At 38.1% G+C, this 22,749-nt stretch carries 22 protein-coding genes and 2 pseudogenes; 10 read left to right on the plus strand and 14 right to left on the minus strand.

What is annotated here, in order from left to right; translation table 11 throughout:
- Window position 1: 1 nt before the first annotated feature.
- Window positions 2–1,768: a ShlB/FhaC/HecB family hemolysin secretion/activation protein gene (locus tag A9Y75_RS14965; RefSeq protein ID WP_071190348.1), complete on the minus strand. Its 1,767-nt coding sequence runs from the start codon at window positions 1,766–1,768 to the stop codon at window positions 2–4.
- The gene (locus tag A9Y75_RS14970) at window positions 1,765–4,638 is read right to left on the minus strand and encodes a filamentous hemagglutinin N-terminal domain-containing protein (RefSeq protein WP_071190349.1); all 2,874 of its coding nucleotides are present in this window, start codon (window positions 4,636–4,638) and stop codon (window positions 1,765–1,767) included. Before A9Y75_RS14970 ends, A9Y75_RS14965 begins: the two co-directional genes overlap by 4 nt.
- Window positions 4,639–5,026: 388 nt before the next feature.
- On the opposite strand from A9Y75_RS14970, the gene A9Y75_RS14975 reads away from it, so the two are divergent.
- The 3 genes from A9Y75_RS14975 to A9Y75_RS14985 all read left to right on the plus strand — a co-directional run bounded on the left by A9Y75_RS14975 (window position 5,027) and on the right by A9Y75_RS14985 (window position 6,832).
- Window positions 5,027–5,767, plus strand: a complete 741-nt coding sequence (locus tag A9Y75_RS14975; protein ID WP_071190350.1) for a hypothetical protein — start codon at window positions 5,027–5,029, stop codon at window positions 5,765–5,767.
- Between the two features lie 10 nt (window positions 5,768–5,777).
- Window positions 5,778–6,395 carry a DUF4231 domain-containing protein gene (locus tag A9Y75_RS14980; protein ID WP_071190351.1) on the plus strand — a complete coding sequence of 206 codons (618 nt, stop codon included), beginning with the start codon at window positions 5,778–5,780 and terminating at the stop codon, window positions 6,393–6,395.
- Window positions 6,396–6,658: 263 nt separating this feature from the next.
- A complete protein-coding gene (locus A9Y75_RS14985; RefSeq protein ID WP_236721419.1) occupies window positions 6,659–6,832 on the plus strand; it encodes a hypothetical protein in 174 nt (57 codons plus the stop codon).
- Between the two features lie 147 nt (window positions 6,833–6,979).
- Here A9Y75_RS14985 and A9Y75_RS14990 read toward each other — a convergent pair.
- Window positions 6,980–7,150: pseudogene (locus A9Y75_RS14990) on the minus strand (1-acyl-sn-glycerol-3-phosphate acyltransferase); the annotation flags it as partial.
- 132 nt (window positions 7,151–7,282) lie between these two features.
- On the opposite strand from A9Y75_RS14990, the gene gcvP reads away from it, so the two are divergent.
- On the plus strand, window positions 7,283–10,174 hold the full coding sequence (gene gcvP, locus A9Y75_RS14995; protein ID WP_071190354.1) for an aminomethyl-transferring glycine dehydrogenase: 2,892 nt from the start codon (window positions 7,283–7,285) through the stop codon (window positions 10,172–10,174).
- Between the two features lie 123 nt (window positions 10,175–10,297).
- On the opposite strand, the gene A9Y75_RS15000 is transcribed toward gcvP, so the two are convergent.
- From A9Y75_RS15000 to A9Y75_RS15025, 7 genes are all read right to left on the minus strand, one after another.
- Complete coding sequence (locus A9Y75_RS15000) at window positions 10,298–10,930, minus strand: serine protease (protein ID WP_071190355.1); 633 nt, start codon at window positions 10,928–10,930, stop codon at window positions 10,298–10,300.
- A gap of 82 nt (window positions 10,931–11,012) precedes the next feature.
- A complete protein-coding gene (locus A9Y75_RS29110; RefSeq protein ID WP_201788418.1) occupies window positions 11,013–11,309 on the minus strand; it encodes a hypothetical protein in 297 nt (98 codons plus the stop codon).
- Window positions 11,302–11,481 carry a hypothetical protein gene (locus A9Y75_RS29115; protein ID WP_143046424.1) on the minus strand — a complete coding sequence of 60 codons (180 nt, stop codon included), beginning with the start codon at window positions 11,479–11,481 and terminating at the stop codon, window positions 11,302–11,304. Before A9Y75_RS29115 ends, A9Y75_RS29110 begins: the two co-directional genes overlap by 8 nt.
- 281 nt (window positions 11,482–11,762) lie before the next feature.
- Complete coding sequence (locus tag A9Y75_RS15010) at window positions 11,763–12,038, minus strand: hypothetical protein (RefSeq protein ID WP_071190356.1); 276 nt, start codon at window positions 12,036–12,038, stop codon at window positions 11,763–11,765.
- A gap of 581 nt (window positions 12,039–12,619) precedes the next feature.
- Entirely contained in the window at window positions 12,620–13,021 is a 402-nt protein-coding gene (locus A9Y75_RS15015) for a GxxExxY protein (protein ID WP_201788419.1), read from the minus strand.
- 332 nt (window positions 13,022–13,353) lie between these two features.
- A complete protein-coding gene (locus A9Y75_RS15020) occupies window positions 13,354–13,758 on the minus strand; it encodes a PIN domain-containing protein (RefSeq protein ID WP_071190357.1) in 405 nt (134 codons plus the stop codon).
- Window positions 13,755–13,997 (minus strand): hypothetical protein, encoded by a 243-nt coding sequence (locus A9Y75_RS15025; protein WP_071190358.1) that lies wholly within the window; start codon window positions 13,995–13,997, stop codon window positions 13,755–13,757. Before A9Y75_RS15025 ends, A9Y75_RS15020 begins: the two co-directional genes overlap by 4 nt.
- A 213-nt stretch (window positions 13,998–14,210) precedes the next feature.
- Here A9Y75_RS15025 and A9Y75_RS15030 point away from each other — a divergent pair, with 213 nt between their 5' ends.
- From A9Y75_RS15030 to A9Y75_RS15035, 3 genes and pseudogenes are all read left to right on the plus strand, one after another.
- A complete protein-coding gene (locus A9Y75_RS15030) occupies window positions 14,211–14,423 on the plus strand; it encodes a type II toxin-antitoxin system VapB family antitoxin (RefSeq protein WP_071190359.1) in 213 nt (70 codons plus the stop codon).
- A gap of 313 nt (window positions 14,424–14,736) precedes the next feature.
- A pseudogene (locus A9Y75_RS26585) lies at window positions 14,737–14,928 on the plus strand (NAD(P)H-dependent oxidoreductase); the annotation flags it as partial.
- A 65-nt stretch (window positions 14,929–14,993) separates the two neighbouring features.
- Complete coding sequence (locus tag A9Y75_RS15035) at window positions 14,994–15,386, plus strand: hypothetical protein (protein ID WP_143046425.1); 393 nt, start codon at window positions 14,994–14,996, stop codon at window positions 15,384–15,386.
- A 28-nt stretch (window positions 15,387–15,414) separates the two neighbouring features.
- Here the strand turns inward: A9Y75_RS15035 and A9Y75_RS15040 are convergent, their stop codons facing one another.
- The gene (locus A9Y75_RS15040; protein ID WP_071190361.1) at window positions 15,415–16,302 is read right to left on the minus strand and encodes an NAD(P)-dependent oxidoreductase; all 888 of its coding nucleotides are present in this window, start codon (window positions 16,300–16,302) and stop codon (window positions 15,415–15,417) included.
- A gap of 65 nt (window positions 16,303–16,367) precedes the next feature.
- A complete protein-coding gene (locus A9Y75_RS15045) occupies window positions 16,368–17,111 on the minus strand; it encodes a tetratricopeptide repeat protein (RefSeq protein ID WP_071190362.1) in 744 nt (247 codons plus the stop codon).
- Window positions 17,112–17,555: 444 nt separating this feature from the next.
- On the opposite strand from A9Y75_RS15045, the gene A9Y75_RS15050 reads away from it, so the two are divergent.
- The 3 genes from A9Y75_RS15050 (at window position 17,556) to A9Y75_RS15055 (ending at window position 20,397) form a co-directional block, all read left to right on the plus strand.
- Window positions 17,556–18,521, plus strand: a complete 966-nt coding sequence (locus A9Y75_RS15050) for a protochlorophyllide reductase (RefSeq protein WP_071190363.1) — start codon at window positions 17,556–17,558, stop codon at window positions 18,519–18,521.
- 12 nt (window positions 18,522–18,533) lie between these two features.
- Window positions 18,534–18,722 carry a hypothetical protein gene (locus tag A9Y75_RS29670; RefSeq protein ID WP_236721420.1) on the plus strand — a complete coding sequence of 63 codons (189 nt, stop codon included), beginning with the start codon at window positions 18,534–18,536 and terminating at the stop codon, window positions 18,720–18,722.
- Between the two features lie 322 nt (window positions 18,723–19,044).
- A complete protein-coding gene (locus tag A9Y75_RS15055; protein WP_071190364.1) occupies window positions 19,045–20,397 on the plus strand; it encodes a pentapeptide repeat-containing protein in 1,353 nt (450 codons plus the stop codon).
- Window positions 20,398–20,585: 188 nt separating this feature from the next.
- On the opposite strand, the gene A9Y75_RS15060 is transcribed toward A9Y75_RS15055, so the two are convergent.
- Both A9Y75_RS15060 and A9Y75_RS15065 read right to left on the minus strand, forming a co-directional pair.
- Entirely contained in the window at window positions 20,586–21,329 is a 744-nt protein-coding gene (locus tag A9Y75_RS15060) for a retron system putative HNH endonuclease (RefSeq protein WP_071190365.1), read from the minus strand.
- Window positions 21,326–22,657 (minus strand): AAA family ATPase, encoded by a 1,332-nt coding sequence (locus A9Y75_RS15065; protein WP_071190366.1) that lies wholly within the window; start codon window positions 22,655–22,657, stop codon window positions 21,326–21,328. The genes A9Y75_RS15060 and A9Y75_RS15065 overlap by 4 nt, the downstream gene beginning before the upstream one ends.
- Between the last annotated feature and the right edge of the window lie 92 nt (window positions 22,658–22,749).

Raw genomic sequence — 22,749 nt, forward strand, 5'->3', positions numbered from 1 at the left:
TTTATGGATTATAGGTAATAGAAAAATATAAACCGTTTTCTTGCCATGTTTCCTTTTGGGAATTATTTGATGTTAAAGGAATACCCCAATCTAAACGGGCATTAAATTTACTACCCTGTCGCCATATTAGCCCCATACCTGTACCTAATAAAGTGTTAGGATTAGGATTTACGCCACCATTATTCCAGCCAGTTCCTACATCAAAAAAAGGTGCTATTTGTAAAAGTCCTTGTACTTGAGGAATTCGCAAAATTGGTAATCTTATTTCTGTAGATGCGAAGAAACCATTATCTGTTAATAAACTATCTTGACGATATCCACGCAAAGTTTTTTGTCCACCAAGACCAAATTGTTCTAGTCCCAAAAGCTGCTTATTTGCTAATTGCAAATCTGTTTGCATTAAAAATATGGTATCTGGGGCTAATTGACGCAGCCATTGTCCTTGTCCTCTCCAGCTAAAAAAGCGACTATCTGGTTCATTATTATTAATAGTGGCATCGAAAATACCCAATCCTAAACTAAATTGAGAACGGGCTGTTAAAACTTGTTGACTACTACGTTGACTCCATTCTTTAAAAAATCGTAGTGCAGAAATCTTCGTTTTACCATTGTTATCTGCACCAATTCCTAGGGGAAATCCGCCGATGTTGTCAATTCCCAAAAATGTTTGACTCATTTGCCGGCTGGCTGTTAGTCCTAAAGCCAATTCTTGGTTAGGAGTTTGCACCAGTGGTTGACGAAAAGTTAACTCATAAAAGCGGGACTGAGAGGTAATATCTAAGGTATTAAAAGGGCGTTCTATGACACTATTTCCAGTTGCACCATAGTTAAAAATTACTTTACCGTTGCGGGCATTGACTGGCAAACTATAACTAATATCTATGCCGTTACTACCATCTGTATTGGTATAACCGATATTGAAACCGTCTCCCATTCCTAACAAGTTGGCTTCATTGATATTAATGCGCCGTCGGAAACTCCCGACACTAGGACTGCGTTCATTATCTAGGGAAAGTTGAGTATGCAGAGAATCGGCTTCAGTAACTTTAACTTCTAAAATATTTGTGCCTGGACGGATGCCAGCTTGTAAATCCGCAGATATATTTTTAATTAGCGGGTCGAGTTGTAATAGTTGCAATCCTACCAAGAGGCGATTGAGTGAAAATGGTTTACCAGCAGCTAGGGAAAGGCGATCGCTAATATAGCTCTGATTGAGGCGACTTGTACCTGTAACATTAATCTTCTCTAAACTCCCTTCTACCAACTGCACCACCACTACTCCAGCTTTGATAGTTTGAGGGGGAATAATTGCCCCAGAGGTGATATAGCCTTTATTTTCATATAGTTTCGTGATCTCTGAACGGACTTGCAGCAGTTCCGTAAAGGTAATTTGACGTTGCGTAAAGGCAGCAGTTATTTTCGTCAGTTCTTCAGCACTAAAGACCGTATTTCCCATAAACTCAAACCGTTCTACTACCAATGTTGTAGATAGTGTATCTGGAGTAATTCCGGGCTGAGTGGGCGTTAGAAATGGAATTGGCAACAATTGGTCTGGATGTGGTAATACTGGCAGCGGTTGGGCTTCTGGCAGAGTTTGTCTCGAAGGTGGTTTAGCTTCTGGAGGTATTTGGGCTAATAAAGGTTCTGGATGGAAACCAGGAATAATTATCGTCAGTAGTGCGAACATCTCGCGCCAATAGACAAATACACGAGGTTTTTTTGTTATTTCTAGAGTTTTTTGCCTAGATGCTACACGGCGACAATTCATAATTTATTTTCCTTTTCAGCAACCCCACATAATTTGCTAGACAACCCAGACTGAAAATCAGTAGAAATTACAGGTTGAGCAATTAAATCTATATCACCATTAGCATTACGTACCATACCCTGAGCTTCTACTAAAGGAGCCGTAGCGGGTTTTATCTGTATGGGTAATATCCCCCTATCACCTTTTTGTCTTGTTACCCACTTTGCTGGTAATGCCCCAACAGTCAAAGCATCATCGGGACTGGGTGGTATTCCTCCGCGTCCAGTCACGACAAATTCATTTTGACTCTGAGCAACATTACTGTGATTAGAATTACAACCTTGAGCAATTAATCTCGATGGGTCTATTAAGTTTATCGGTATTGCTACGAGTCCTTGACTAGGATCAATACTTAAAGTTTGAATGACTACATTACCATCTGTACCAACATCGGAACTAGCACTAATATCATTAGTCCCATTACTACGAATTCCTTGCAATTGGTCTGTATTCAATCTTCCTCTTGTTTCCAATCCTAGCACCCGAATGGCACTAATATTAATCTTGCCACCATTACCACTAAAGGCATTGGCAATAATATCGCTGTTTTCTGTGGGGACGGCAATTACATAACCATTTTTAGCATTTATACTGATTTTGCCACCATTACCGATATTATTTTCTGACCCTGCTGTGCTGGAAATTTGACTATTTCGACGCAGAAGTAAATTCTGTGTAGTGATCTCTATGTCACCACCATTACCACTGGCATTTTTGGCGGTGATAGATGCGTTGTCTAGTTTGAGGAAATTAGTTTCCAGAGTCATAGTCCCCGCAGAACTACTTTGATCGGTGTTTTGGTTATTAACTTCTATGAGCGCCCTGCTACTTAAATTAATGTTGGGGCTAGTGATGTGAATCTCGCCTGCCTTTCCTTTGCCATTTTGTCTCACCGAACTGGAAATGCGCCCTAGTGTTTGTAATGTCAGAGCATCTTTCGCTTTAATTGTGATATTACCGGCATTACCTATACTCAGGCTACTTGCAGATACCCGTCCTTCATTTATAGCCGTAAGATTATCAGTCTTAACTGTGATATTTCCCCCATTTCCTTGGCCATTTTCCCTGACAACACTGATAATTCGTCCCCCCTTACTTAACTCAATTTGTTTTGCATCAACTATGACATCACCTGCATTGCCTTCTCCATAGGTATCCACAGACAAGACAGCATTATCCTTAATTATTAGCTTATCTGTTTTCAGAGTAATACTTCCTGACTCTTTTGGGGAACTCAATTTGCCCCCTTGCTGAATTACAGTAAAAATGCCTGTATTATTGCTGATGTCTTGATTGGGAAGACCCTGTAGTAGAATGTTATCTGCTTGAATAAAAATGTCACCTACGTCGTTGCCTGTTCCTGCCATACTCGCATCAATACGAGCGCCATCAATAAGAGAAAGGCTACCAGTTTTGATGTTTATGCTACCACCATCCCCTTTGCCGCCAGCGATGACAGCATTAGAAATCAATCCTTGACTTTTCAGGGAAATATCGGTAGCTGTAATGTCTATGATACCGCCATTACCCACTGCTTTTTCCGCTACTGCATTGAGTAAAAAGCCAGTATCAAAGGAGGCTGTATCACTGGCTTTTATGATAATATTCCCTGCATTTCCTTGACCAGAGGTACTAGCGCTGATTTGAGCATAATTAGTGACAAAGAGGTTGCGGGTTTTGATGTTTACATTTCCGCCCTTACCCACTGCTCCTTCTCGCACTTCATTTAATAGACCAAATTCATCATTGATGCTAAGACCCTTAAAGGAGACTGTATCATTGGCTTCTATAAGAATATCTCCTGCATTTCCTTTTCCATAAGTGCTGCTATTAATTACAGCGCCGTTGGTGACAGAGAGATTATGGGTTGTGATTTTCACATTTCCGCCGTTACCCACTGCTTTTTCTGCTACTGTATTGAACAGTCCGCTTGGTTTTAATTCTCCATTTTGTATACCAGCACCATCAAATGAAATCGTATCACTGGCTTCTATAAGAATATCTCCTGCATTTCCTTTTCCATAAGTGGTGTTATTAATATAACCACCATTAGTGACAGAGAGATTGCGGGTTGTAATTTTGATAGTTCCCACGTTGCCAATCTTTCCAGCAATCCTTGTTTCGACAATACCCCCATTTAAAGAAATCATATCCTTTGCTTCTAAGGTTAAATCTCCACGTGCTTTTAATTTTCCCTGTAACTTGAGATTTCTAGCACTGAGAGTTAAATCTTTTCCTACTGATAAATTCCCTTCACTGCTAATATTTCCCGGTTGCGAACCAAACTGCACCCCGGAAGGTACACTCATTGTCAATAATGGCATTTGGGGATTAGTGGCACTAAACTTACTCCCATCAGAAAATGTAAAACTATTAGCTGTAGTTGTGAAAAATGCACCTTGGATATCTAACTGGGCATTTTTACCAAAAATAATTCCTTTGGGATTGAGTAAATACAGATTTGCAGTTCCATTTACTCCCAAGGTTCCCAAAATATTAGAAACGTTATTACCAGTGACGCGACTGAAGATGTTAGCTATACCTGTGGGGTTGGAAAAATATACTCGTTGCCCATTGTTGACGTTAAATTCTGAAAAGCTGTGAAAGAGGCTGCTTCCCCGTTGTGCGCCACCTGTTATTAAATCCGCAGAACTGCCTTTAATGTTTCCTGTAGTCTGACGGGAGTTTTCAGTTCCCAAGCTGGCATCAGGTATAATTTGTGCCAAAGCAGCATAACTACTAAGCGTATTTGCTATAACTATTGAGGTTATTGTTCCCTTTGCTATGAATAACCCAGATGGAAGCTGAGTAAATTTCTTGGTTGGATTCACGGTGAAACCTGAGTGAAGTTATATACTAGTTTGTTAATTTAGATTGAATCTGCGAAAAATAATACAGTTACTACGGTACAGTACTCACAGAAAAAGTCCTAAATTACTGTATATTTTCGTAATACTTCTAAAGATAGAGGAGATAATCCAAGTTAACTATACAAAGGGTTGACTAGCGGCGCAAAAACTAGTACAGAAGTCATTTTTACTTAATCTTCCCCGCTGTACTCATTGTATAGGAATTTAATTAAATTTATCGAGTAATTACTTAAATAGTAGTTAAAATACTATAAAATATATGTGAAGTAATTAGAGTGAAGATTTGAGAGTATACTTATTTTGCTATGAGTAATATCGCTGGTAACTTTCTAAATATAAATTCCGATAGATGGAAGATTCTTTAAGGCTAACTTTCAATGAAGGGCAAACAGCAGCGTTAGTTAGGGTATCTGATTTAGAAGAACTAGCGATCGCACTTCAGCAAATAGGGCTAAGTGGTTCCCATCCCATTTTGGTGGTAGTCGGAGGTGCAAGCCAGATTAGTGAAGCTGATTTTCTGCGTATTCAAAGCCTGTTTGTCAAAGTATTAGCTCCAATTGCCCAAGCTTTAGGAGCCTATGTGGTAGATGGGGGTACAGATGCGGGCGTGATGCGTCTGATGGGTTATGCCCGTAGCCAAATCAATGGTGAGTTTCCGTTGATTGGTGTAGCTCCCATTGGTAAAGTCGTACTACCCGCTCAAACCACTACCTCAGATGAAGATGCTTCACCTCTAGAACCCCATCATACTCATTTTGTGTTGATTCCAGGCAACAATTGGGGTGATGAATCACCTTGGCTTATGGAGGTAGCAACTGTTTTAGGTGGGGGCGCACCTTCGGTGACAGTGCTGATTAACGGAGGAGAAATTACCTTTGTTGATGCTGTGAATAGCGTCACTGCTGGCCGGTTAGTGATGGCGATTGATGGTAGCGGCAGAACTGCAAATAAGCTGGCTTCAGCATTGCGCGGAGAGCCTACTGATGAACGAGCCAAAGACTTAGCCGCATCTGGGAAGTTGCAAACTATTGATTTAGACGCGGGTTGGCAAGAGCTAACTAATATAATTACTAATTTACTTTCTAATTGAGGAGTGAATCATGGCAAAAAAAGACCCATATCGTGAATTTTTAAAACAAGACTTTGCCAATATATTTGAAGCATTACAACTGCAAGATTTACAAAAACGCTTTTTATCTTCCCGCTGGTTAGATCAAGTATTGTGGATGGAAGCACAAGCAGGTAAAGCCCGGAACCGATATTACTGCTTGCGGTTAATGACAATTGTTGGCGGTGTAGTTCTTCCAGCTTTGGTAAGTCTGAATATTAACAATTCTAAAGTTAGAGATACTCTTGTTTGGTCAACTTTTGGACTCAGTCAAGTTGTCGCAATTAGCGCTGCTATTGAGGAGTTCTTCCATTACGGAGAACGCTGGCGACACTATCGCCGCACCGTAGAATCTTTGAAAACCCAAGGTTGGCAATTCTTTCAATTGACAGGCGTTTATGGGAATTATCCCACTCATGATCAAGCATTTACTGTTTTTGCTACACAAATAGAAGAGATTATTCAGCGAGATGTAGAAGTGTATGCAACCCAAGTAGTACAAGAGAAAAAGCAGGAAGAAAATAGCCCAAATAGCAATGGCAAGGTAGAATCGGCGGTATCAACTCCAGCCGCAACTGGACTAAAAACCTCTGCTGTTGAAAGTGACTAAAGAAAGAAAGTTGCAATGTTTATTTTTTTATCATAAAAGGGGCTGAAAACCCCAAAGAGAAATTATCAAAACCCAAAAATTAAAATGCGAATCGCAATAATTTTCCAAGATGTCTATTATTGATGAGATTTGATACTAATCGTCAAAAAATAGATTTTCTGATTAATGTAAAGTTAGAAGGGAGTTTTATAGCGGTATGCACTTGAATGAAATACATCATAGTCCCCTCATCGCTTGCTCTTAGGGGGTTGGGGGTGGGGTTATTGTACCTCATAACACCGGGAAGTGATGTAATTGCTGATCACCGCGTCCCCCCTGCGGTTCCCTATAAATATTTAGGGCTTGCTGAAAAAGTCTTTCCGTTAGGGTTAGGAGTCAGGAGTCAGGAGTCAGGAGTCAGGAGTCAGGAGGAAGAATTAGAAGCAGCTTTTGAATAGTTGCTTTGGCGGAAAAGTGATAAGTTTTTGATGGGTAAAATGTCTATTCCTTGCACCAACTTAACTTTTTTACCCCTGAATCCCTTGAGCTATCTAGGTTTTACATTTATATGCCTAACGCCACGCTGCGCTATCAGCAAGCCCTATTTAAGAATTGGACATTTCTGCAAAGTTTCTAGAGGAAATTTCTGATTCTTGATGACTTAATTGTTGTAACTTATTTGTTAAATCTGCTGTGAGACGTTTAGCACCTTTTTTTAAACTTCCATTCATGTAATCTGTAACTTGAATGGGTTCACCGATATGCAGGTTCACATCTGCCTTAATCATTGCTTCAACCTGCTGCGGAGTAATCATCGCCATTTTAACCGGACTTCATATTACCTGTATAGCCAAGCCACAGGCTAATCATTACAATATATTAATATAGAAGTCTTTGGAGAGCAATTTGTGGTATATAATCCCCCTCGTACTCAACCTAGTGATAACAAGATTTTGGCTACAAATAGTCAGAAATTGAGTAACTTTACACAAAGACATATCGGCATTAACACTGATGATATTCAGCAAATGCTAGAACTATTAGGGTTTTCTAGCCTAGATGCCCTAATTGATCAAACAGTACCACAAGCAATTCGTTTTCATCAAACTCTACAATTACCAGCAGCGCAAAGCGAATATGCTGCACTAGCCAAATTAAAACAAATAGCCGATAAAAATCAAGTTTATCGCTCATTTATCGGCATGGGCTATTATGACTGTATTACCCCCGCAGTCATTCAACGCAACATCTTAGAAAATCCCGGTTGGTATACAGCTTACACCCCTTATCAGCCAGAAATTGCCCAAGGACGTTTGGAAGCATTGCTAAATTTCCAAACCATGATTATTGATTTAACAGGTTTAGAAATTGCTAACGCTTCTTTGCTTGATGAAGCGACAGCAGCAGCAGAAGCTATGAGCATGAGTTATGGAGTCTGCAAAAATAAATCCCATAACTATTTTGTGTCTAGTGAATGTCATCCCCAAACCATTGATGTATTGCAAACTAGAGCCAAACCTCTGGGGATAAATATCATTATCGCAGATCATCAAACATTTGATTTTGCAGAACCGATTTTTGGGGCAATTCTTCAGTATCCCGCTAGTGATGGTACGATTTACGACTACCGTAATTTTATAGAAAAGTCCCATGCTCAGGGTGCATTGGTGACTGTAGCCGCAGATCCTTTAAGTTTAACATTACTTACACCCCCCGGCGAATTAGGGGCTGATATAGCAGTAGGTAGCACACAGCGGTTCGGTATTCCCTTGGGCTTTGGGGGACCACACGCTGCTTATTTTGCCACGAAAGAAGAGTATAAACGGCTCGTTCCAGGGCGAATTGTGGGGGTATCAAAAGATATTCATGGTAAACCTGCATACCGTTTAGCTTTGCAAACCCGTGAACAGCACATCCGCAGAGATAAAGCCACCAGTAATATTTGTACAGCGCAGGTTTTATTGGCAGTAATGGCGAGTATGTATGCAGTGTATCATGGACCAGATGGACTGAGAGGAATAGCCCAAAATATCCATCAATTAACCGCAACTTTAGCAAGTGGACTGAAAAAGCTAGGTTACAAAATCGGTTCAGAAAACTTCTTTGATACCTTGCGGGTAGAATTAGGAAATACCAAATTAGAAGCAATTCTCGACGCTGCAAATGAGAGAAATATCAATTTGAGAATTTTTGATAATTCAACTGTAGGTATTTCTTTAGACGAAACAACCACACCAGAAGATTTAATCGAACTTTGGCAAATTTTCGCATTGAAAGATCAATTACCTTTTACTGTAGAAGAATTACCAATTTCTAATTCTCAATTATCACGTCAAAGTAAATATCTCACCCATCCAGTTTTTAATCGTTATCATTCAGAAACTGAGTTATTACGTTATTTACATCAACTAGAAAGCAAGGATTTATCATTAACAACTTCAATGATTCCTTTGGGTTCTTGCACAATGAAGTTAAACGCAACTTCAGAAATGATTCCGGTAACTTGGGCAGAATTTGGCAAAATCCATCCTTTTGCGCCAATTTCCCAAACTAGAGGTTATCAAATCCTCTTCCAACAACTAGAAGCATGGTTAGGAGAAATTACAGGTTTTGCAGGAATTTCTTTACAACCAAATGCAGGTTCGCAAGGTGAATATGCGGGACTTTTGGTAATTCATGAATATCATCAAAGTCGCGGAGAAGGACACAGAAATATTTGTTTAATTCCACAATCTGCACATGGTACAAATCCCGCAAGTGCGGTAATGTGTGGGATGAAAGTTGTGGGAGTTGCTTGTGATGATCAAGGTAATATTGATGTTGATGATTTAAAAGCCAAAGCTGAAAAACATAGTCATGAATTAGCAGCTTTAATGGTGACATATCCATCAACTCATGGGGTATTTGAAGAAGCAATTCAAGAAATTTGTGCGGTGATTCATAGTCACGGTGGACAAGTTTACATGGACGGGGCTAATATGAATGCCCAAGTAGGTATTTGTCGTCCTGGTGATATTGGTGCAGATGTCTGTCATTTGAACTTACACAAAACTTTCTGTATTCCTCATGGTGGTGGTGGTCCCGGTATGGGTCCCATTGGTGTCGCTTCCCACCTTGTCCCCTTTTTACCAGGACATTCTGTTGTGAGAATGGGTGGTGATTTGGGTGCGGTTTCGGCTGCACCTTGGGGTAGTGCAAGTATCCTAGTGATTTCTTGGATGTATATTATCATGATGGGTGCAGATGGGTTGACGGAAGCAACCAAAATCGCCATTTTGAATGCTAATTACATCGCTAAGAAATTAGAGTCATATTATCCGGTTTTGTATCAGGGAAAAAATGGTTTAGTGGCACATGAATGTATTTTAGATTTGCGAAGTTTGAAGAAATCAGCGCAGATTGAAATTGATGATGTTGCGAAGCGGTTAATGGATTATGGTTTTCATGCACCTACTGTTTCTTGGCCTGTTGCTGGGACAATTATGGTAGAACCAACGGAAAGTGAATCTAAACAGGAATTAGATCGTTTTTGTGATGCTTTGATTGCGATTCGTGAGGAAGTTGCCGCAATTGAATCTGGTAAAATGGACATTGAAGATAATCTTTTGAAAAATGCGCCTCACACTGCGGAAAGTTTGATTATTGGTGAGTGGAATCATCCCTATTCTCGTGAACAAGCTGCTTATCCTGCACTTTGGAATAAGGAATATAAGTTCTGGCCAAGTGTGGGGAGGATAGACGCTGCTTTTGGGGATAGGAATTTCGTTTGTTCTTGTTTACCGATGGAGGCTTATAGTTAATTAATGGTAGGGTGCGTTAATGAAATGTAACGCACCGTTTTCATTGTGGGATAAGGTGCGTTACGCTGGCGCTAACGCACCCTACTAACTCTAAATTACAAAGCGAGTATGATTTAGTCAAAATTATGAATTAATAATATCATTCTGCCAATCTCGTTGTATCTCAATCCCGTCAAGCAAAGAAAGAATTGATGTACCACGAGCATAAGATTTTCCTTCTTGCTCAAATATTTCGATTACAATCCCTACAACACCTCCTCCTTGTCCAAAGAGAGGACCTCCAGAGTGACCCTGTTCAATATCAGAAGGGAATATAATTATCTCTTCCTCAGAATTTATTCGAGAACGATGCTCAATCTCCCAAGTTTCAACACAATTGACAACAATTTGGAATAATCTCTCATCTTTTTGACTACATGAAGGCTTATAACCAGCGGAAATAAGCCCTTGTTGTCCAGTAAAACGAATGTATGCTGGAAATAAAGGTATTTTACATAGACCTGGATCAAGTAGTCGAAGAATCGCTATGTCAATTTCAGGATGCCAAGCGTAGACTTCAGCACTACGAGAAAGACCATCTGTAAATACAACTTTCAGATTTCGCCTTGGTACTCCATCCACTAAAACAACGTGTTTTGCAGTTGCTATCCAATCAGGACGAAGAAAGCAGAATCCAGTACCAATGGGATGCTCTACATTAGAATCTCGAATTAATTGAATAGCATATTGATTAATATCAAATGATAAATGAGACATTTTTTCCTAAATAATTACATAGTTTAACAAATTCTATTTACTCCAATGCAGCCAAATACTACATTGGAGAAATAGATAAATACTATTCTTTACCGCCGCCAAAAAGTTTGTAGATTCCGTATCCAATAGCACCAGCAACAGCAACAGGCGCAGCAGCAACTATAGCAGTACCAGCAATTGCACCTCCACCAACAAGACCACCGATACCTGCAAGGGTACTCATAATTGCAGCACCAGAAGCACCAGCCGCTACTGTTACAGCACCAGCACCAGCTACACCAGCAACAGCCCCAATATTTGTAGCGGTTCTTGCAGCAGAACGAGCATCACGTTCTTCTTGACACAAATCTGGTTGATCTTTAAACAGAGTTTCATTCATAATTTTTGCACCAGCATAAGCAGGACCAGCAGCTAATACCGCAGGAGCGGCGGCCATTACCAGTTTCCGCAACAGCTTTTACTGTTTTAAAATCTTTAACACCCAAACCCTCTTCTACACCTTTTTCAATAACCTTGTCTACGACTTTATCTGTAACATCTTCCCAACTCATAAACTTATTGCTCCTAATAGAAATCCAATATTATTAATATTAAAACATCATTGTCACTACTTTGTGTATCAGTATCACTACTGATTTAATTTTGCTAGGTTTTAATTATATATGCAGGATTATCCGTATAAAAACGGATGCTGACATTATAGGTTGTTTGTTGAATGATTAAATTTTAATTGTCTGAATCAGGATATCCAGGATTTTAGGATTTACAGGATTGTGATTTGTAAGTTGTTGGTGGGATGCTGAAATTGTAATTGTCTGTGAATATTTGAATATTATAAAATACAGTTACACCAACACTCAACAAATAAGTTCAATTTCACGTACACTTTCCTACCAACACTACCAGCCGCAGCTAAACCTGAAGTGATTCCTGCGCCTGAAGTTGCAGCAACAGTTAACCCTGTAGCCGCACTGACAGCAGCACCAGCAGCCATACCAGTTTCCGCAACAGCTTTTACTGTTTTAAAATCTTTAACACCCAAACCCTCTTCTACACCTTTTTCAATAACCTTGTCTACGACTTTATCTGTAACATCTTCCCAACTCATAAACTTATTGCTCCTAATAGAAATCCAATATTATTAATATTAAAACATCATTGTCACTACTTTGTGTATCAGTATCACTACTGATTTAATTTTGCTAGGTTTTAATTATATATGCAGGATTATCCGTATAAAAACGGATGCTGACATTATAGGTTGTTTGTTGAATGATTAAATTTTAATTGTCTGAATCAGGATATCCAGGATTTTAGGATTTACAGGATTGTGATTTGTAAGTTGTTGGTGGGATGCTGAAATTGTAATTGTCTGAATCAGGATGTCCAGGATTTTAGGATGTACAGGATTGTTATTGATGAATTGTCTGTGAATATTGAAAGATGATAAAATACATTTACACCAACAGTCAAGAAGTAACAGCAGATAATTCAATAATTTAACAGATAATTTATCTTATCAATCATCCCAAAATCTGTACTTCTCATAGACAATAAAACAACTACATCCTGTAAATCCTAAAATCCTGGTTATCCTGATTCAGACAAAAAAATATTACAAATCCCCACATCAAATAAACAACAAAATCCTGAAAATCCTTAAATCCTGGACATCCTGATTCAGACAACTTAAACCTGATATCTAGGATTAAAAACCTTCTTATATTCCAACTTTAACGCCCCAAAATTAATCAATAAGCCCACAGAAAAATTATAAGCCACCAAATAATTTTTCGCTTGCGCTAAATGGACATCTTCTAAATTAATTATCGCTTTCAACTCCACTACAACCTGATTTTCAACTATAAAATCCGCTCTGCGTGTTCCTACTTCAATCCCTTCATAATAAATTACTTGTTCTACCTCCCTTCCAAAACCTAAACCTGATTTTTGCAATTCAATTTCCATACATCTTTGATAAATAACCTCCTGAAAACCATTTCCCAAAGTTCGGTGTATTTTCATTGCACACCCATTAATGATATATGTAATTTCGTCTAATTTCAGATTTTGGGTATTAGGTGTGTTCATAGATTCACATGATTGTTATTTGTAAATTGTTGGTGAGATGCTGAAATTGTAATTGTCTGAATCAGGATGTCCAGGATTTTAGGATTTACAGGATTGTTATTGATGAATTGTCTGTGAAGATTTGAAGATTATAAAATACAGTTACAGTAATAGTAAAGAATTAACAGCGGATAATTTAACTGATAACTTATCTATCATCCCCAAATCTGTATATTTTATAGACAATCAAACAACCACATCCTGAAAATCCTTATTAAAATCAAGAATTTTTTGACTTTTGACTTTTGACTTTTGACTTCCCGAAGGGTGTCCTGATTCAGACAAAAAACATCTTAATCAAAAATATAAATAACTTTAATACCAACTACTTTGTGCATCGGTTTTGTTTTCTTCTCAGTAGTAATTAACTCCTCAGCACCAACAGAAAAAGCAGCAGCTACATGAAGTGCATCCATAGCAGCTAATCCATACCGAGAAGCAATTTTATAAGATTCTTGTACAATATAAGTTAAATCATTTGCCCAGTAAATAACATCATTAAAAAACTCTTCATAAAATTGATATTCTTCCGTTTGCTGATGATAAACTGCTTTAGGACTTACCTCCAACCTAACAAACTCACTAGCAGCAAATACCCGGTGTGAGTCTGATAGTATTTCTAATGCTTTTTCTGCAATTAAACCAGTACCATTGGTTGCACTCAGTAACACACCCGAATCAATATAAGTTATAATCATTCTTCTCTACCTTGTATTCCACCTCTACGATCAGCTAATTCTTTTTCTATTTCATCTGCATTTAATAAAGGTTTACCAGATGCAACAATTTTAGAGCGAATTTCTCGCAAACGTTCCCCCAAAGGCGGTTTTTTGGTAGTGGTTTTCAATTGCATAAATTCCACAAATTTTAAGACTTCCTGTTGTTTATCCTGGGGTAATGATCGCCACTTTGTTAATAATTCTTGTTCTGGAATCATTGATTTTTACCTAGTTCCGTTAATTGTCTTAAACCTTATTTTTAATAATAGCAAATCTCACATCCAATTAAACCATGATTTTATACATTTTGAGACAGGTATATTTTGGTGAAAGTTTATCAATATTATAACATCTTGTACATCCTTTTTATCCTGATTCAGACAAAATAATGTATAATACACATATTCATACACATAATCCACCTAAATATCATGCGAACCAATATTGAACTTGACGACGGGTTAGTAGAAGAAGCATTTCGTTTAACTAACGTGCGAACCAAAAAAGAATTAATTCATCTAGCATTACAAGAACTAATTCGCGTTCGTAAAAAACGGAATTTACTTGATTTAAGTGGACAAATTCAATTTACTCCTGACTACGACTATAAAGCATTGCGAGAAAATCGAAATGTTTCTGATTGATACTTCCGTTTGGATAAATGTTTTACGCGATAAAACAGGAGTTGCACGTCAAAATCTCCAGACACTTATCAAAGATGAAAATTTTAAGACAAGTTTCTGAACATATAAAATCTCAATTAAGTTAGTGCGATAGCAAAGCTATCCGTAGGAATCGCTCATCTTCTAGCTTAGATTAAGGAACGCAACCCAATATAATGAAAATATCTGATTCATATTTTTTGTTAGAATCAAGATATCCAGGATTACGGGATTTACAGGATTGTGATTTGTAGGTTGTTGGTGGGATGCTGAAATTGTAATTGTCTGTGAATATTTGAATATTATAAAATACAGTTACACCAACACTCAACAAATAAGTTCAATTTCACGTACACTTTCCTACGAATTCATTACTTCTTGGAAAGATACCCATCCTGAAGATACAATAACTTACCGCGATTTAGGTCGGAATCCTGTTCCCCATGTAGACGAGTCATGGATTGCTGCTGCTTTTACACCACCCAACTTTTAAAAAAAGTTTCTCAAAAATTTAATCTCCATTTAGAAGATATTACTTTTGTTCATGAGTGCTTGTTTGTAGTTACAAGAGATGAAGGACGTGAGATTGATTTTATTGAAACTTGGAAGCGTATGGCTGTCTATTGTGAATTAAACAAATTGTATCGCGGAGAAGGAAATTCAATAGGTTTAGCTGCTGCTAAATCTGGATTAGAAATTAGAACTGACTCTATGGAATATATTTCTTTTTTTAAGGATAAATTAGAATGGCTTAAAATTAGCAAGGGTGAAGCTAATATGCAAGAAAAATCTGTTTATTTTAATAGACAAAAAGAGTTAGAATATCCCCAAATATCTTTTTTTGAGAGGGTAAGAAATAAAATCATCAAAACTATTATGTATTTATATCTTTTAGTTAAATTAAAAATTTATTCTCTCACAGATATTAGATTTTTTTACGGATAATCTTTGCTGATGGCAGATTTAATAATTTTTATTTGTTAGAGGTATTGGATTTTGATAAAACATCTAATTCCTCTCTTACAGATAATGGTTGATAACCTAAAGCAAAGGCTTTTGAACTATCCAAGGAAACATCTTTTGGCCTTGGTGCTGCCATTTTTACATCTGCTTGCAAACATGATTTTAATTTATCACTAGGAAGTTGCAAGACTTCCACTAATATTTTACCAAAGTCATAACGGGAAATTCTTTCTTTCCCACCTAAATGAATTATGCCGTTAACTTTTGCTAATGCTAACAATAACCCTTTTGCGGCTGTGTTTGCACTAACTGGTGTCCGAAATTCATCTATAAATAAACTCAGTTCTTTTCCATCTTGCAATATTTGCATAAATTGCTGAATAAAGCTTTTCGCTGTTGGTGTTTCTCTCCCAAACATTAATGGCATTCTGCAAATTGCTGATTGGGGATATAATTTTAATATACCGACTTCTGCTTTAACTTTTTGTTCACCATAAATATTGACAGGTGAGACTTTATCTATTTCTGTATAAGGTGCTTTTAAACCATCAAAAACTAAGTCAGTGGAGGTAAAAGCTAAAGGTAAAGAATTGTCAGCACAAAGTCCCGCAATATGACAAGATGTTGTCACGTTTATTGTATAAGATTCCTGGGGATGAAGTTGACAGTAATTCGGTTGAGATTGTGCGGCTGTGTGAATTACTGCATCTGGTTTGATATCATTAAATATACCCTTTAATTCCTGAAAGTCGGTTAAATCAACTTTGACGATTTTGATATCAGGTATTGCTAAAAAATGGGTATGATATGTGCCGTAAACTTCCCATTCTTGTTGTGCTAATTGGCAAAGATGCCACCCAAGAAAACCACTAACACCAGTAATTAGGAGTTTTTGCATATTTCCTCACCAAACTGATCATCTAGTTTTTGGTTATGCAGATGCTTTTGATAACCAATCATAATCTATTGGATTAATTCCTGAAAGCGTTTGTCATTCCGTACTTTATCAAAATCAGCATCGGTTTTCGCTAGGTTTTGATATTTCTCTGGTACTAGTTGAATGGCTTTTTCTAGGTTTTCCAGTGCTAATTCGACATTATCTTGTAAGGCATAATTACAAGCTTTGTTATAATATGCTTGATGGGAATTTGGCTTAATACTAATTGCTTGATTGTAAGAAGCTAAAGCTTCCTTGTAGCGTTGCAATTTTGTGAGGGCAATTCCTCGATTAATCCAAGCTTCAGATTTGTCAGCGTGAATAGCGATCGCTTCATTATAAGCTGTAACTGCTTCTTCGTAACGGCGCAAAGCTGTTAAAGCATTTCCCCGATTATACCAAGCTTCATCTTTATTTGGTCGGAGAGCGATCGCTTTATCATAAGATTCTATAGCTTCTTCATAACGATGCAAAGCTGTTAACGCATTTCCCCTGTTAACCCATGTTTCTTCGCTGTCGGTTTTCAGAGCGATCGCTTGATTATAGAACGTCAAAGCCTCTTTGTAGCGATTAGTATCTAAAAAACTATTGCCTTGTTTTAACAAATTCTCTGCTTTTTGGCTATCCTGTACTTCTGTTAACAATTGATTGACATTTCTTTCTTGTACAAATTGCTTGGTATTTTCTGCTGATGAAATTGCCAAATCACCACAACCAATTGTCAAAAAACTCATAAATCCACAGGCAATTAAGCCTCGCCAAACAACCATGTTGCACCTACACAACTCATAATATGATGTTAAGACTTTTTGAGATTCAATAATCGTATCAAAATCAACGAAACTATTATCAATTATCTTTTGTTTTATTGAGGAAAAAATGAAGATTTAGACAAGCTTTGTTTAAAGCACACACATCATACCATGCTGAACTAAAATTAACCAATCAATTTACACAGAGACCTCATTAATTATCACTGTTCCCCTTCCCTGTTGTCGGCCTCTGGTTATAGGTAATCATATCTGCTAGTACAATACGGCGTAAATAAGCCACCATTTTTCAAGTCTACAACCCTTACGGAATAGTAATTACGTATCCCTAGCGGGACTGTAAGCATTGCATTATTACGAATTACGAATTCCGCAAAGCGGTACTAGTGATCATGGTGTGAGATCATATAGAAACTCAACTACAGTCAACGCAGTCTGAACAGAATGGAACAACATCGGAAGTCTACCGTCGTAATTACGGGCGCATCCTCAGGTGTCGGTTTGCAAGCCGCTAAAGCTCTTGCTCAAACTGGTCAATGGCACGTAGTAATGGCCTGTCGGGATTTATCAAAAACCGAAACAGCTGCCCAAACAGTGGGAATACCAAAGGACAGCTATACAATTATACATCTCGATTTAGCCTCTTTAGATAGTGTGCGACAGTTTGTCAAAGACTTTAGGAACAGTGGTAGGTCGTTAGATGCTTTAGTTTGCAACGCGGCAATATATATGCCCTTAATCAAGGAACCGTTGTGGAGTGTAGATGGATACGAGTTAAGTGTGGCTACAAATCACCTCGGCCATTTCCTCTTGTGTAACTTGATGTTAGAGGATTTACAGAAATCATCTGCTTCAGAACCTAGACTCGTAATCTTGGGAACTGTGACACACAACCCGAAAGAATTAGGAGGAAAAATTCCACCTCGTCCAGATTTGGGAAATTTACAAGGCTTTGAAGCAGGATTTAAAGCACCTCACACCATGATTGATGGTAAGAAATTTGAACCTGTCAAGGCTTATAAAGATAGCAAAGTTTGCAATGTTCTGACCATGAAGGAACTGCATCGACGTTATCATGAGTCAACTGGTATCACTTTCAGTTCTCTCTATCCTGGGTGTGTGGCAACCACAGCCCTATTCCGTGATCATTATCCCCTATTTCAGAAACTCTTCCCCCTATTTCAGAAATACATCACTGGGGGGTATGTATCAGAAGAGGATGCTGGTAAGAGGGTAGCAGAAGTGGTTGCTGATCCTGCATACAATGAATCTGGTATGTATTGGAGTTGGGGGAATAGACAGAAAAAAGACCGCAAGTCCTTTGTGCAAGAAGTTTCCAACGAAGCCAGCGATGATGACAAAGCCAAGCGTCTGTGGGAACTGAGCGAAAAATTAGTGGGACTAGCTTAAAAAATTCTTTTTTTGGTTTTCTCAAAATCAATTGATACCGCAAAACCTCAATCCCAAGAACCTCTCCCTAACCTTCTCCTAAAAGGAGAGGGAAAAGGAAAAACGAAAATCAAAGTCTCTTTCTTTGTAGGAGAGAGATTTAGAGAGAGGTTGTTTAGATACAGCAGAATTCAGGAGTCAGGAGTCAGGAGTCAGGAGTAAAACTGCCTTGGTGTCTAGGTTTCAATTTTGATTCTGTACCTCATTGATCTGCAATCTGCTGTAAGTTGAAAAGTAAGTAAAACACACACATTACCCATAGCACCCTGAGATTTAAGATAATTTCAGGGTGCTACGCTGTTATAGCGGTATGCATTTGAATGAAATACATCATAGCCCCCTCATCGCAAGCGGGGAGGGGGTTGGGGGTGGGGTTAAAAGTATCTCACTCAACCGAGAACCGCTGTAAAATTGCTCAAAATTTTTTTTTAAAAGAGTAGATTTGTTAACCTTGGTTAGAAAAAAGTATGAGAAAATAGAAAGCATGACGATTGAATCTAATTCCTTTCATCCACCTCAGCCCGAATCCAAACCAGACCAAGACTTGCAACCAGATGACTTTGACGTTGATACAAGCGAAAACGGACTAACCGCAGAAGGGTTGGCTGCACAACAAGCTTTATCAGCAATTTCTTCTTTACAGTCTTCCGAAAATACAAATGCCCTAAAACGAGCTTCGTCTCATTTCAAAGACGAGTCTAGTCATAACATTATAGTTAAACCAAGGGCATTAATTTTTACTTTACTAGCGATCGCTCTAACTTTTATTGGTATTGCTATTAATAACTGGTTTCTGGGCATCTTGGGAACTTTGGGAACTTTGGTGTTATCGGTAGCAATGCTTTTCCCTTGGCTAAAAGATGTCATGCAAGAATGGTTTTCTCCCGAAGATAGAACCATATTTGTAGCCTTTATGGGTTTATTAGTAGGCATTACTGGCTTATTTAGATTTGCTGGTGTGGGTGATAACCTGCTGCGTTGGGGACGTAAAATTAACTGGGAAGCTTCAGGAACTTTAGCCGAATGGTTTGGTGCTTTAGGGCAAATTTCTATAGCCATTATCGCTGTTTACGTGGCTTGGCGACAATATGTGATTTCTAAAGACTTAACTATTCAACAAAACCTGCTGACAGTACAGCAAAATATTATTACTCAACAGCAAACAATTGATTCTTACTTCCAAGGTGTTTCCGACTTGGTACTTGACGAAGAAGGATTATTAGAAGATTGGCCGCAAGAAAGAGCGATCGCAGAAGGACGAACGGCCGCTATTTTTAGTAGTGTAGATGGTAGTGGTAAAGCCAAAATTCTCCGCTTTCTCTCCCGTTCTAAATTGCTGACACCATTAAAACGCGATCGTCGTTTAGGTAGAGCCATTCTCGACGGTATCGGTGGCTACGCTGAAGACCGATTAGAAGGTGTGCGCGTCATCGACTTAGGAGTAATGTTAGCAGGTTCAGACCTTGCTGGTAATGATTTACGTTGGACTGATTTAAGTGAAGCTAATCTGGTTCGTGCTAATCTCATCGGTTGCGACTTAGTAAAAGCTAACCTATCCCGTACCATTTTATATGGTGCCAATCTCAGCAATGCTGATTTAAACGGTGTACGTTTCTTCTATGGTTCAGTGGAAAAAGCCTCACCCCGCAGTCGTACCCACCCACCTGACTATGATACAGGAGAACACACCGGTGCAGTCGTGGAAAATGCTGATTTCAGCAACGTCCAAAGAATGTCTGAATCAGCCCGTTGTTACTGCTGTGCTTGGGGTGGAGAAAAATCCAGAGGCACAATTCCCGGTGGTTGTGAAGGAATTCCTAATAAATTAGGACGTTAAAATAATTCGTAATTCGTAATTCGTAATTCGTAATTAAAATAATTTATAGCAGTCCGATTTGATTTATGTAGGGGTTTAGCAGTGCTAAACCCTTACCCATTAAGGCTTTTAGTGTGCGGAATTTGTATGACTATCAAAAATCAAATATTATTCCTATAGTAGTCCTATATATGATGTGATCAACCGGATTAACCTGAATAGGAAATATTGCTAAGGTGTTTTTCCGCACCTGCACCTAAAACCCAGCGATAAGTTGTGAAGAAACGAAGCCAATTATCTGTACCATCACCAAAATATTCGGCTGCAACTTTCTCTTCCAAAACATTTATATCAATCATCTCATCATCAAGCTCTTTATTGATGAAATCAATTACAACTAATCTTTGATCCTTCAATCGTGGAACATTGAGTCCAAGTTTATCAATAGTAAACAGAACGTTTTCAACAGGAATACCAGCCTTTAAACAAGCGATTTCATCAGGTTTAATTTCACCATCTTCACTACTGAATTTGAATAAACGTAATGTTGGTAAATTGAGAGGGTTTAACAATTTACTATCAGGGATGTCACCATCCTTTTTTTTTCCACAACATGGTGAATCTTTCAGCAGTTGTAAATTTTGCAAATCATCATCTTTCATTCCACCTGGAGGAAGACAGATACCAAGCATATTTTGCCAATCAAGATCATGATTATTTTCTTTTGTTGATTGGTTACGAGGAATAAAGTGTTCAACAGAACGATTGTTTTCATGAAGAGACATTTCGCAATAAGCACAAAGTCCTTTTTGATCAGATGCTAAAGTATCACGAATTGCATTAAATGTTATTCGATTACTTTTTACATCACTCCATCGCTTAACCTGTAAAGAAAATCGCGTTTTATATTTTTGAAGTTCCTCTGGTTCTGGGGATTTACAAACATTTTTCACACTGCATTCCTCCGTTCCAATCGACGGATTTGCATATCTGCTCTAGTCATATCTGGATCATAAGCTTCCCAATCTTGTAATTCTTGTTTGAGGCGTTTTGCTTCTTCTAATTGACCATTATCAATTGCTTCAAAAAGCCGTGTCAGTGTTCTTGATTCTTCTGTATCTGGTCTTAACTCACTCAACCCTAAAACATTTCTCACAATATCTGAACTTTTTCTTCCCTTAGTAGGTTCAGGACATGGTTTTATTTGATAATCTTCTAATATCCACACTTGATTTTGTTTTACAGTGGTCACAACTTCAGGACTGTAAGTGGTAGCAATAATTTGAGTGTTAGGAAATACTTTCTTTAAATCAGGAATAATTCTTTGTTGCCAGGTTGGATGTAAATGCAAATCTAGCTCATCAATCATTAAAATTGCTTCTGCTGCTAATGGGTTTTCCATATCTGGGTTTGCTTGTGCTAAACGCCGAGCAAAGTCCATCACCAATGCCAACATATTGCGATAACCTGTACTCAATTGACTCAGTAAAAGTTCTCTTCTCTCTCCTGTTTCCATCGTCCAATCAACCATCAAATTGGCAGATATTATCTGTGAGAAATAAACATTAGTCTTTAATGCAAGAATGCTAGAAATAGCATTTCGCACTTGCTTCAAATCAGGAAGCTCAAGATTAATATCTCCCTTCTTTTTAGCCTCTCTTAATTCTTGAAATTCACGTACAAAAAACCAGTTAGCCATATCTGTAAAACTATGTGTTGCATCAAAAGCATGATTCAGCGAATTAAATCTATCAAAAAATTGAGGTGAAACATTTTTAACATAGGCAATATTGGTTAAATGGCGATTGACTTTATAATAAGCTATGACAGAAAGTTCAGAGTTCGATAAAGTATAATAATTCTTCCATTTATTTCGCATTTCAGAGTAAAGTTTTTTTGTTCCTTCTTGTGAAGTAAATGAGGATGAAATGCGTATCTTTATCCTTTCATTATCATTATCATCAAACGGTTTTTCGTAAACTATTGTCCAATCTGGAAACTCCGTAGCTGATACAGTGAACTCTGCCTTAGTCTTTCGTTCACTGCCTTTCTGCTTGACTGGCAAATCTCGTTGAAAAACAGGTGAATTTTCTCGATTTCTTTTTCCTGCGATTTGCTGAATTTGAACCACATACGGAAACATTGCCGCAGCGATCGCATCCAACAACGCACTTTTACCAGATCCATTATTGCCAACAAAAATATTGATATCGGGATCTAAATTAACTTCCAGATGCTCAAAGCAACGGAAGTCTTTGATAATAACTCGTTGAATGTGCATGGATTTATTTCACCTAGTTAATCTGCTATAAAACAATTTAGGAGTCAGGGAACAGTGATGACTAACAGTCTATACAGATGTTTCCGCTCTTA

Source organism: Trichormus sp. NMC-1, assembly GCF_001858025.1.
In the GTDB taxonomy this organism is placed as follows: domain Bacteria; phylum Cyanobacteriota; class Cyanobacteriia; order Cyanobacteriales; family Nostocaceae; genus Anabaena.

Excerpts from the sequence above, each read along its gene's own strand:
- A9Y75_RS14965 (WP_071190348.1), bottom strand. The coding sequence starts at position 1,768 with ATGAATTGTCGCCGTGTAGCATCTAGGCAAAAAACTCTAGAAATAACA.
- A9Y75_RS14975 (WP_071190350.1), top strand. The coding sequence starts at position 5,027 with ATGGAAGATTCTTTAAGGCTAACTTTCAATGAAGGGCAAACAGCAGCG.
- A9Y75_RS14980 (WP_071190351.1), top strand. The coding sequence starts at position 5,778 with ATGGCAAAAAAAGACCCATATCGTGAATTTTTAAAACAAGACTTTGCC.
- A9Y75_RS15000 (WP_071190355.1), bottom strand. The coding sequence starts at position 10,930 with ATGTCTCATTTATCATTTGATATTAATCAATATGCTATTCAATTAATT.
- A9Y75_RS29110 (WP_201788418.1), bottom strand. The coding sequence starts at position 11,309 with ATGAATGAAACTCTGTTTAAAGATCAACCAGATTTGTGTCAAGAAGAA.
- A9Y75_RS29115 (WP_143046424.1), bottom strand. The coding sequence starts at position 11,481 with ATGAGTTGGGAAGATGTTACAGATAAAGTCGTAGACAAGGTTATTGAA.
- A9Y75_RS15010 (WP_071190356.1), bottom strand. The coding sequence starts at position 12,038 with ATGAGTTGGGAAGATGTTACAGATAAAGTCGTAGACAAGGTTATTGAA.
- A9Y75_RS15015 (WP_201788419.1), bottom strand. The coding sequence starts at position 13,021 with ATGAACACACCTAATACCCAAAATCTGAAATTAGACGAAATTACATAT.
- A9Y75_RS15020 (WP_071190357.1), bottom strand. The coding sequence starts at position 13,758 with ATGATTATAACTTATATTGATTCGGGTGTGTTACTGAGTGCAACCAAT.
- A9Y75_RS15025 (WP_071190358.1), bottom strand. The coding sequence starts at position 13,997 with ATGATTCCAGAACAAGAATTATTAACAAAGTGGCGATCATTACCCCAG.
- A9Y75_RS15030 (WP_071190359.1), top strand. The coding sequence starts at position 14,211 with ATGCGAACCAATATTGAACTTGACGACGGGTTAGTAGAAGAAGCATTT.
- A9Y75_RS15040 (WP_071190361.1), bottom strand. The coding sequence starts at position 16,302 with ATGCAAAAACTCCTAATTACTGGTGTTAGTGGTTTTCTTGGGTGGCAT.
- A9Y75_RS15045 (WP_071190362.1), bottom strand. The coding sequence starts at position 17,111 with ATGGTTGTTTGGCGAGGCTTAATTGCCTGTGGATTTATGAGTTTTTTG.
- A9Y75_RS15050 (WP_071190363.1), top strand. The coding sequence starts at position 17,556 with ATGGAACAACATCGGAAGTCTACCGTCGTAATTACGGGCGCATCCTCA.
- A9Y75_RS15055 (WP_071190364.1), top strand. The coding sequence starts at position 19,045 with ATGACGATTGAATCTAATTCCTTTCATCCACCTCAGCCCGAATCCAAA.
- A9Y75_RS15065 (WP_071190366.1), bottom strand. The coding sequence starts at position 22,657 with ATGCACATTCAACGAGTTATTATCAAAGACTTCCGTTGCTTTGAGCAT.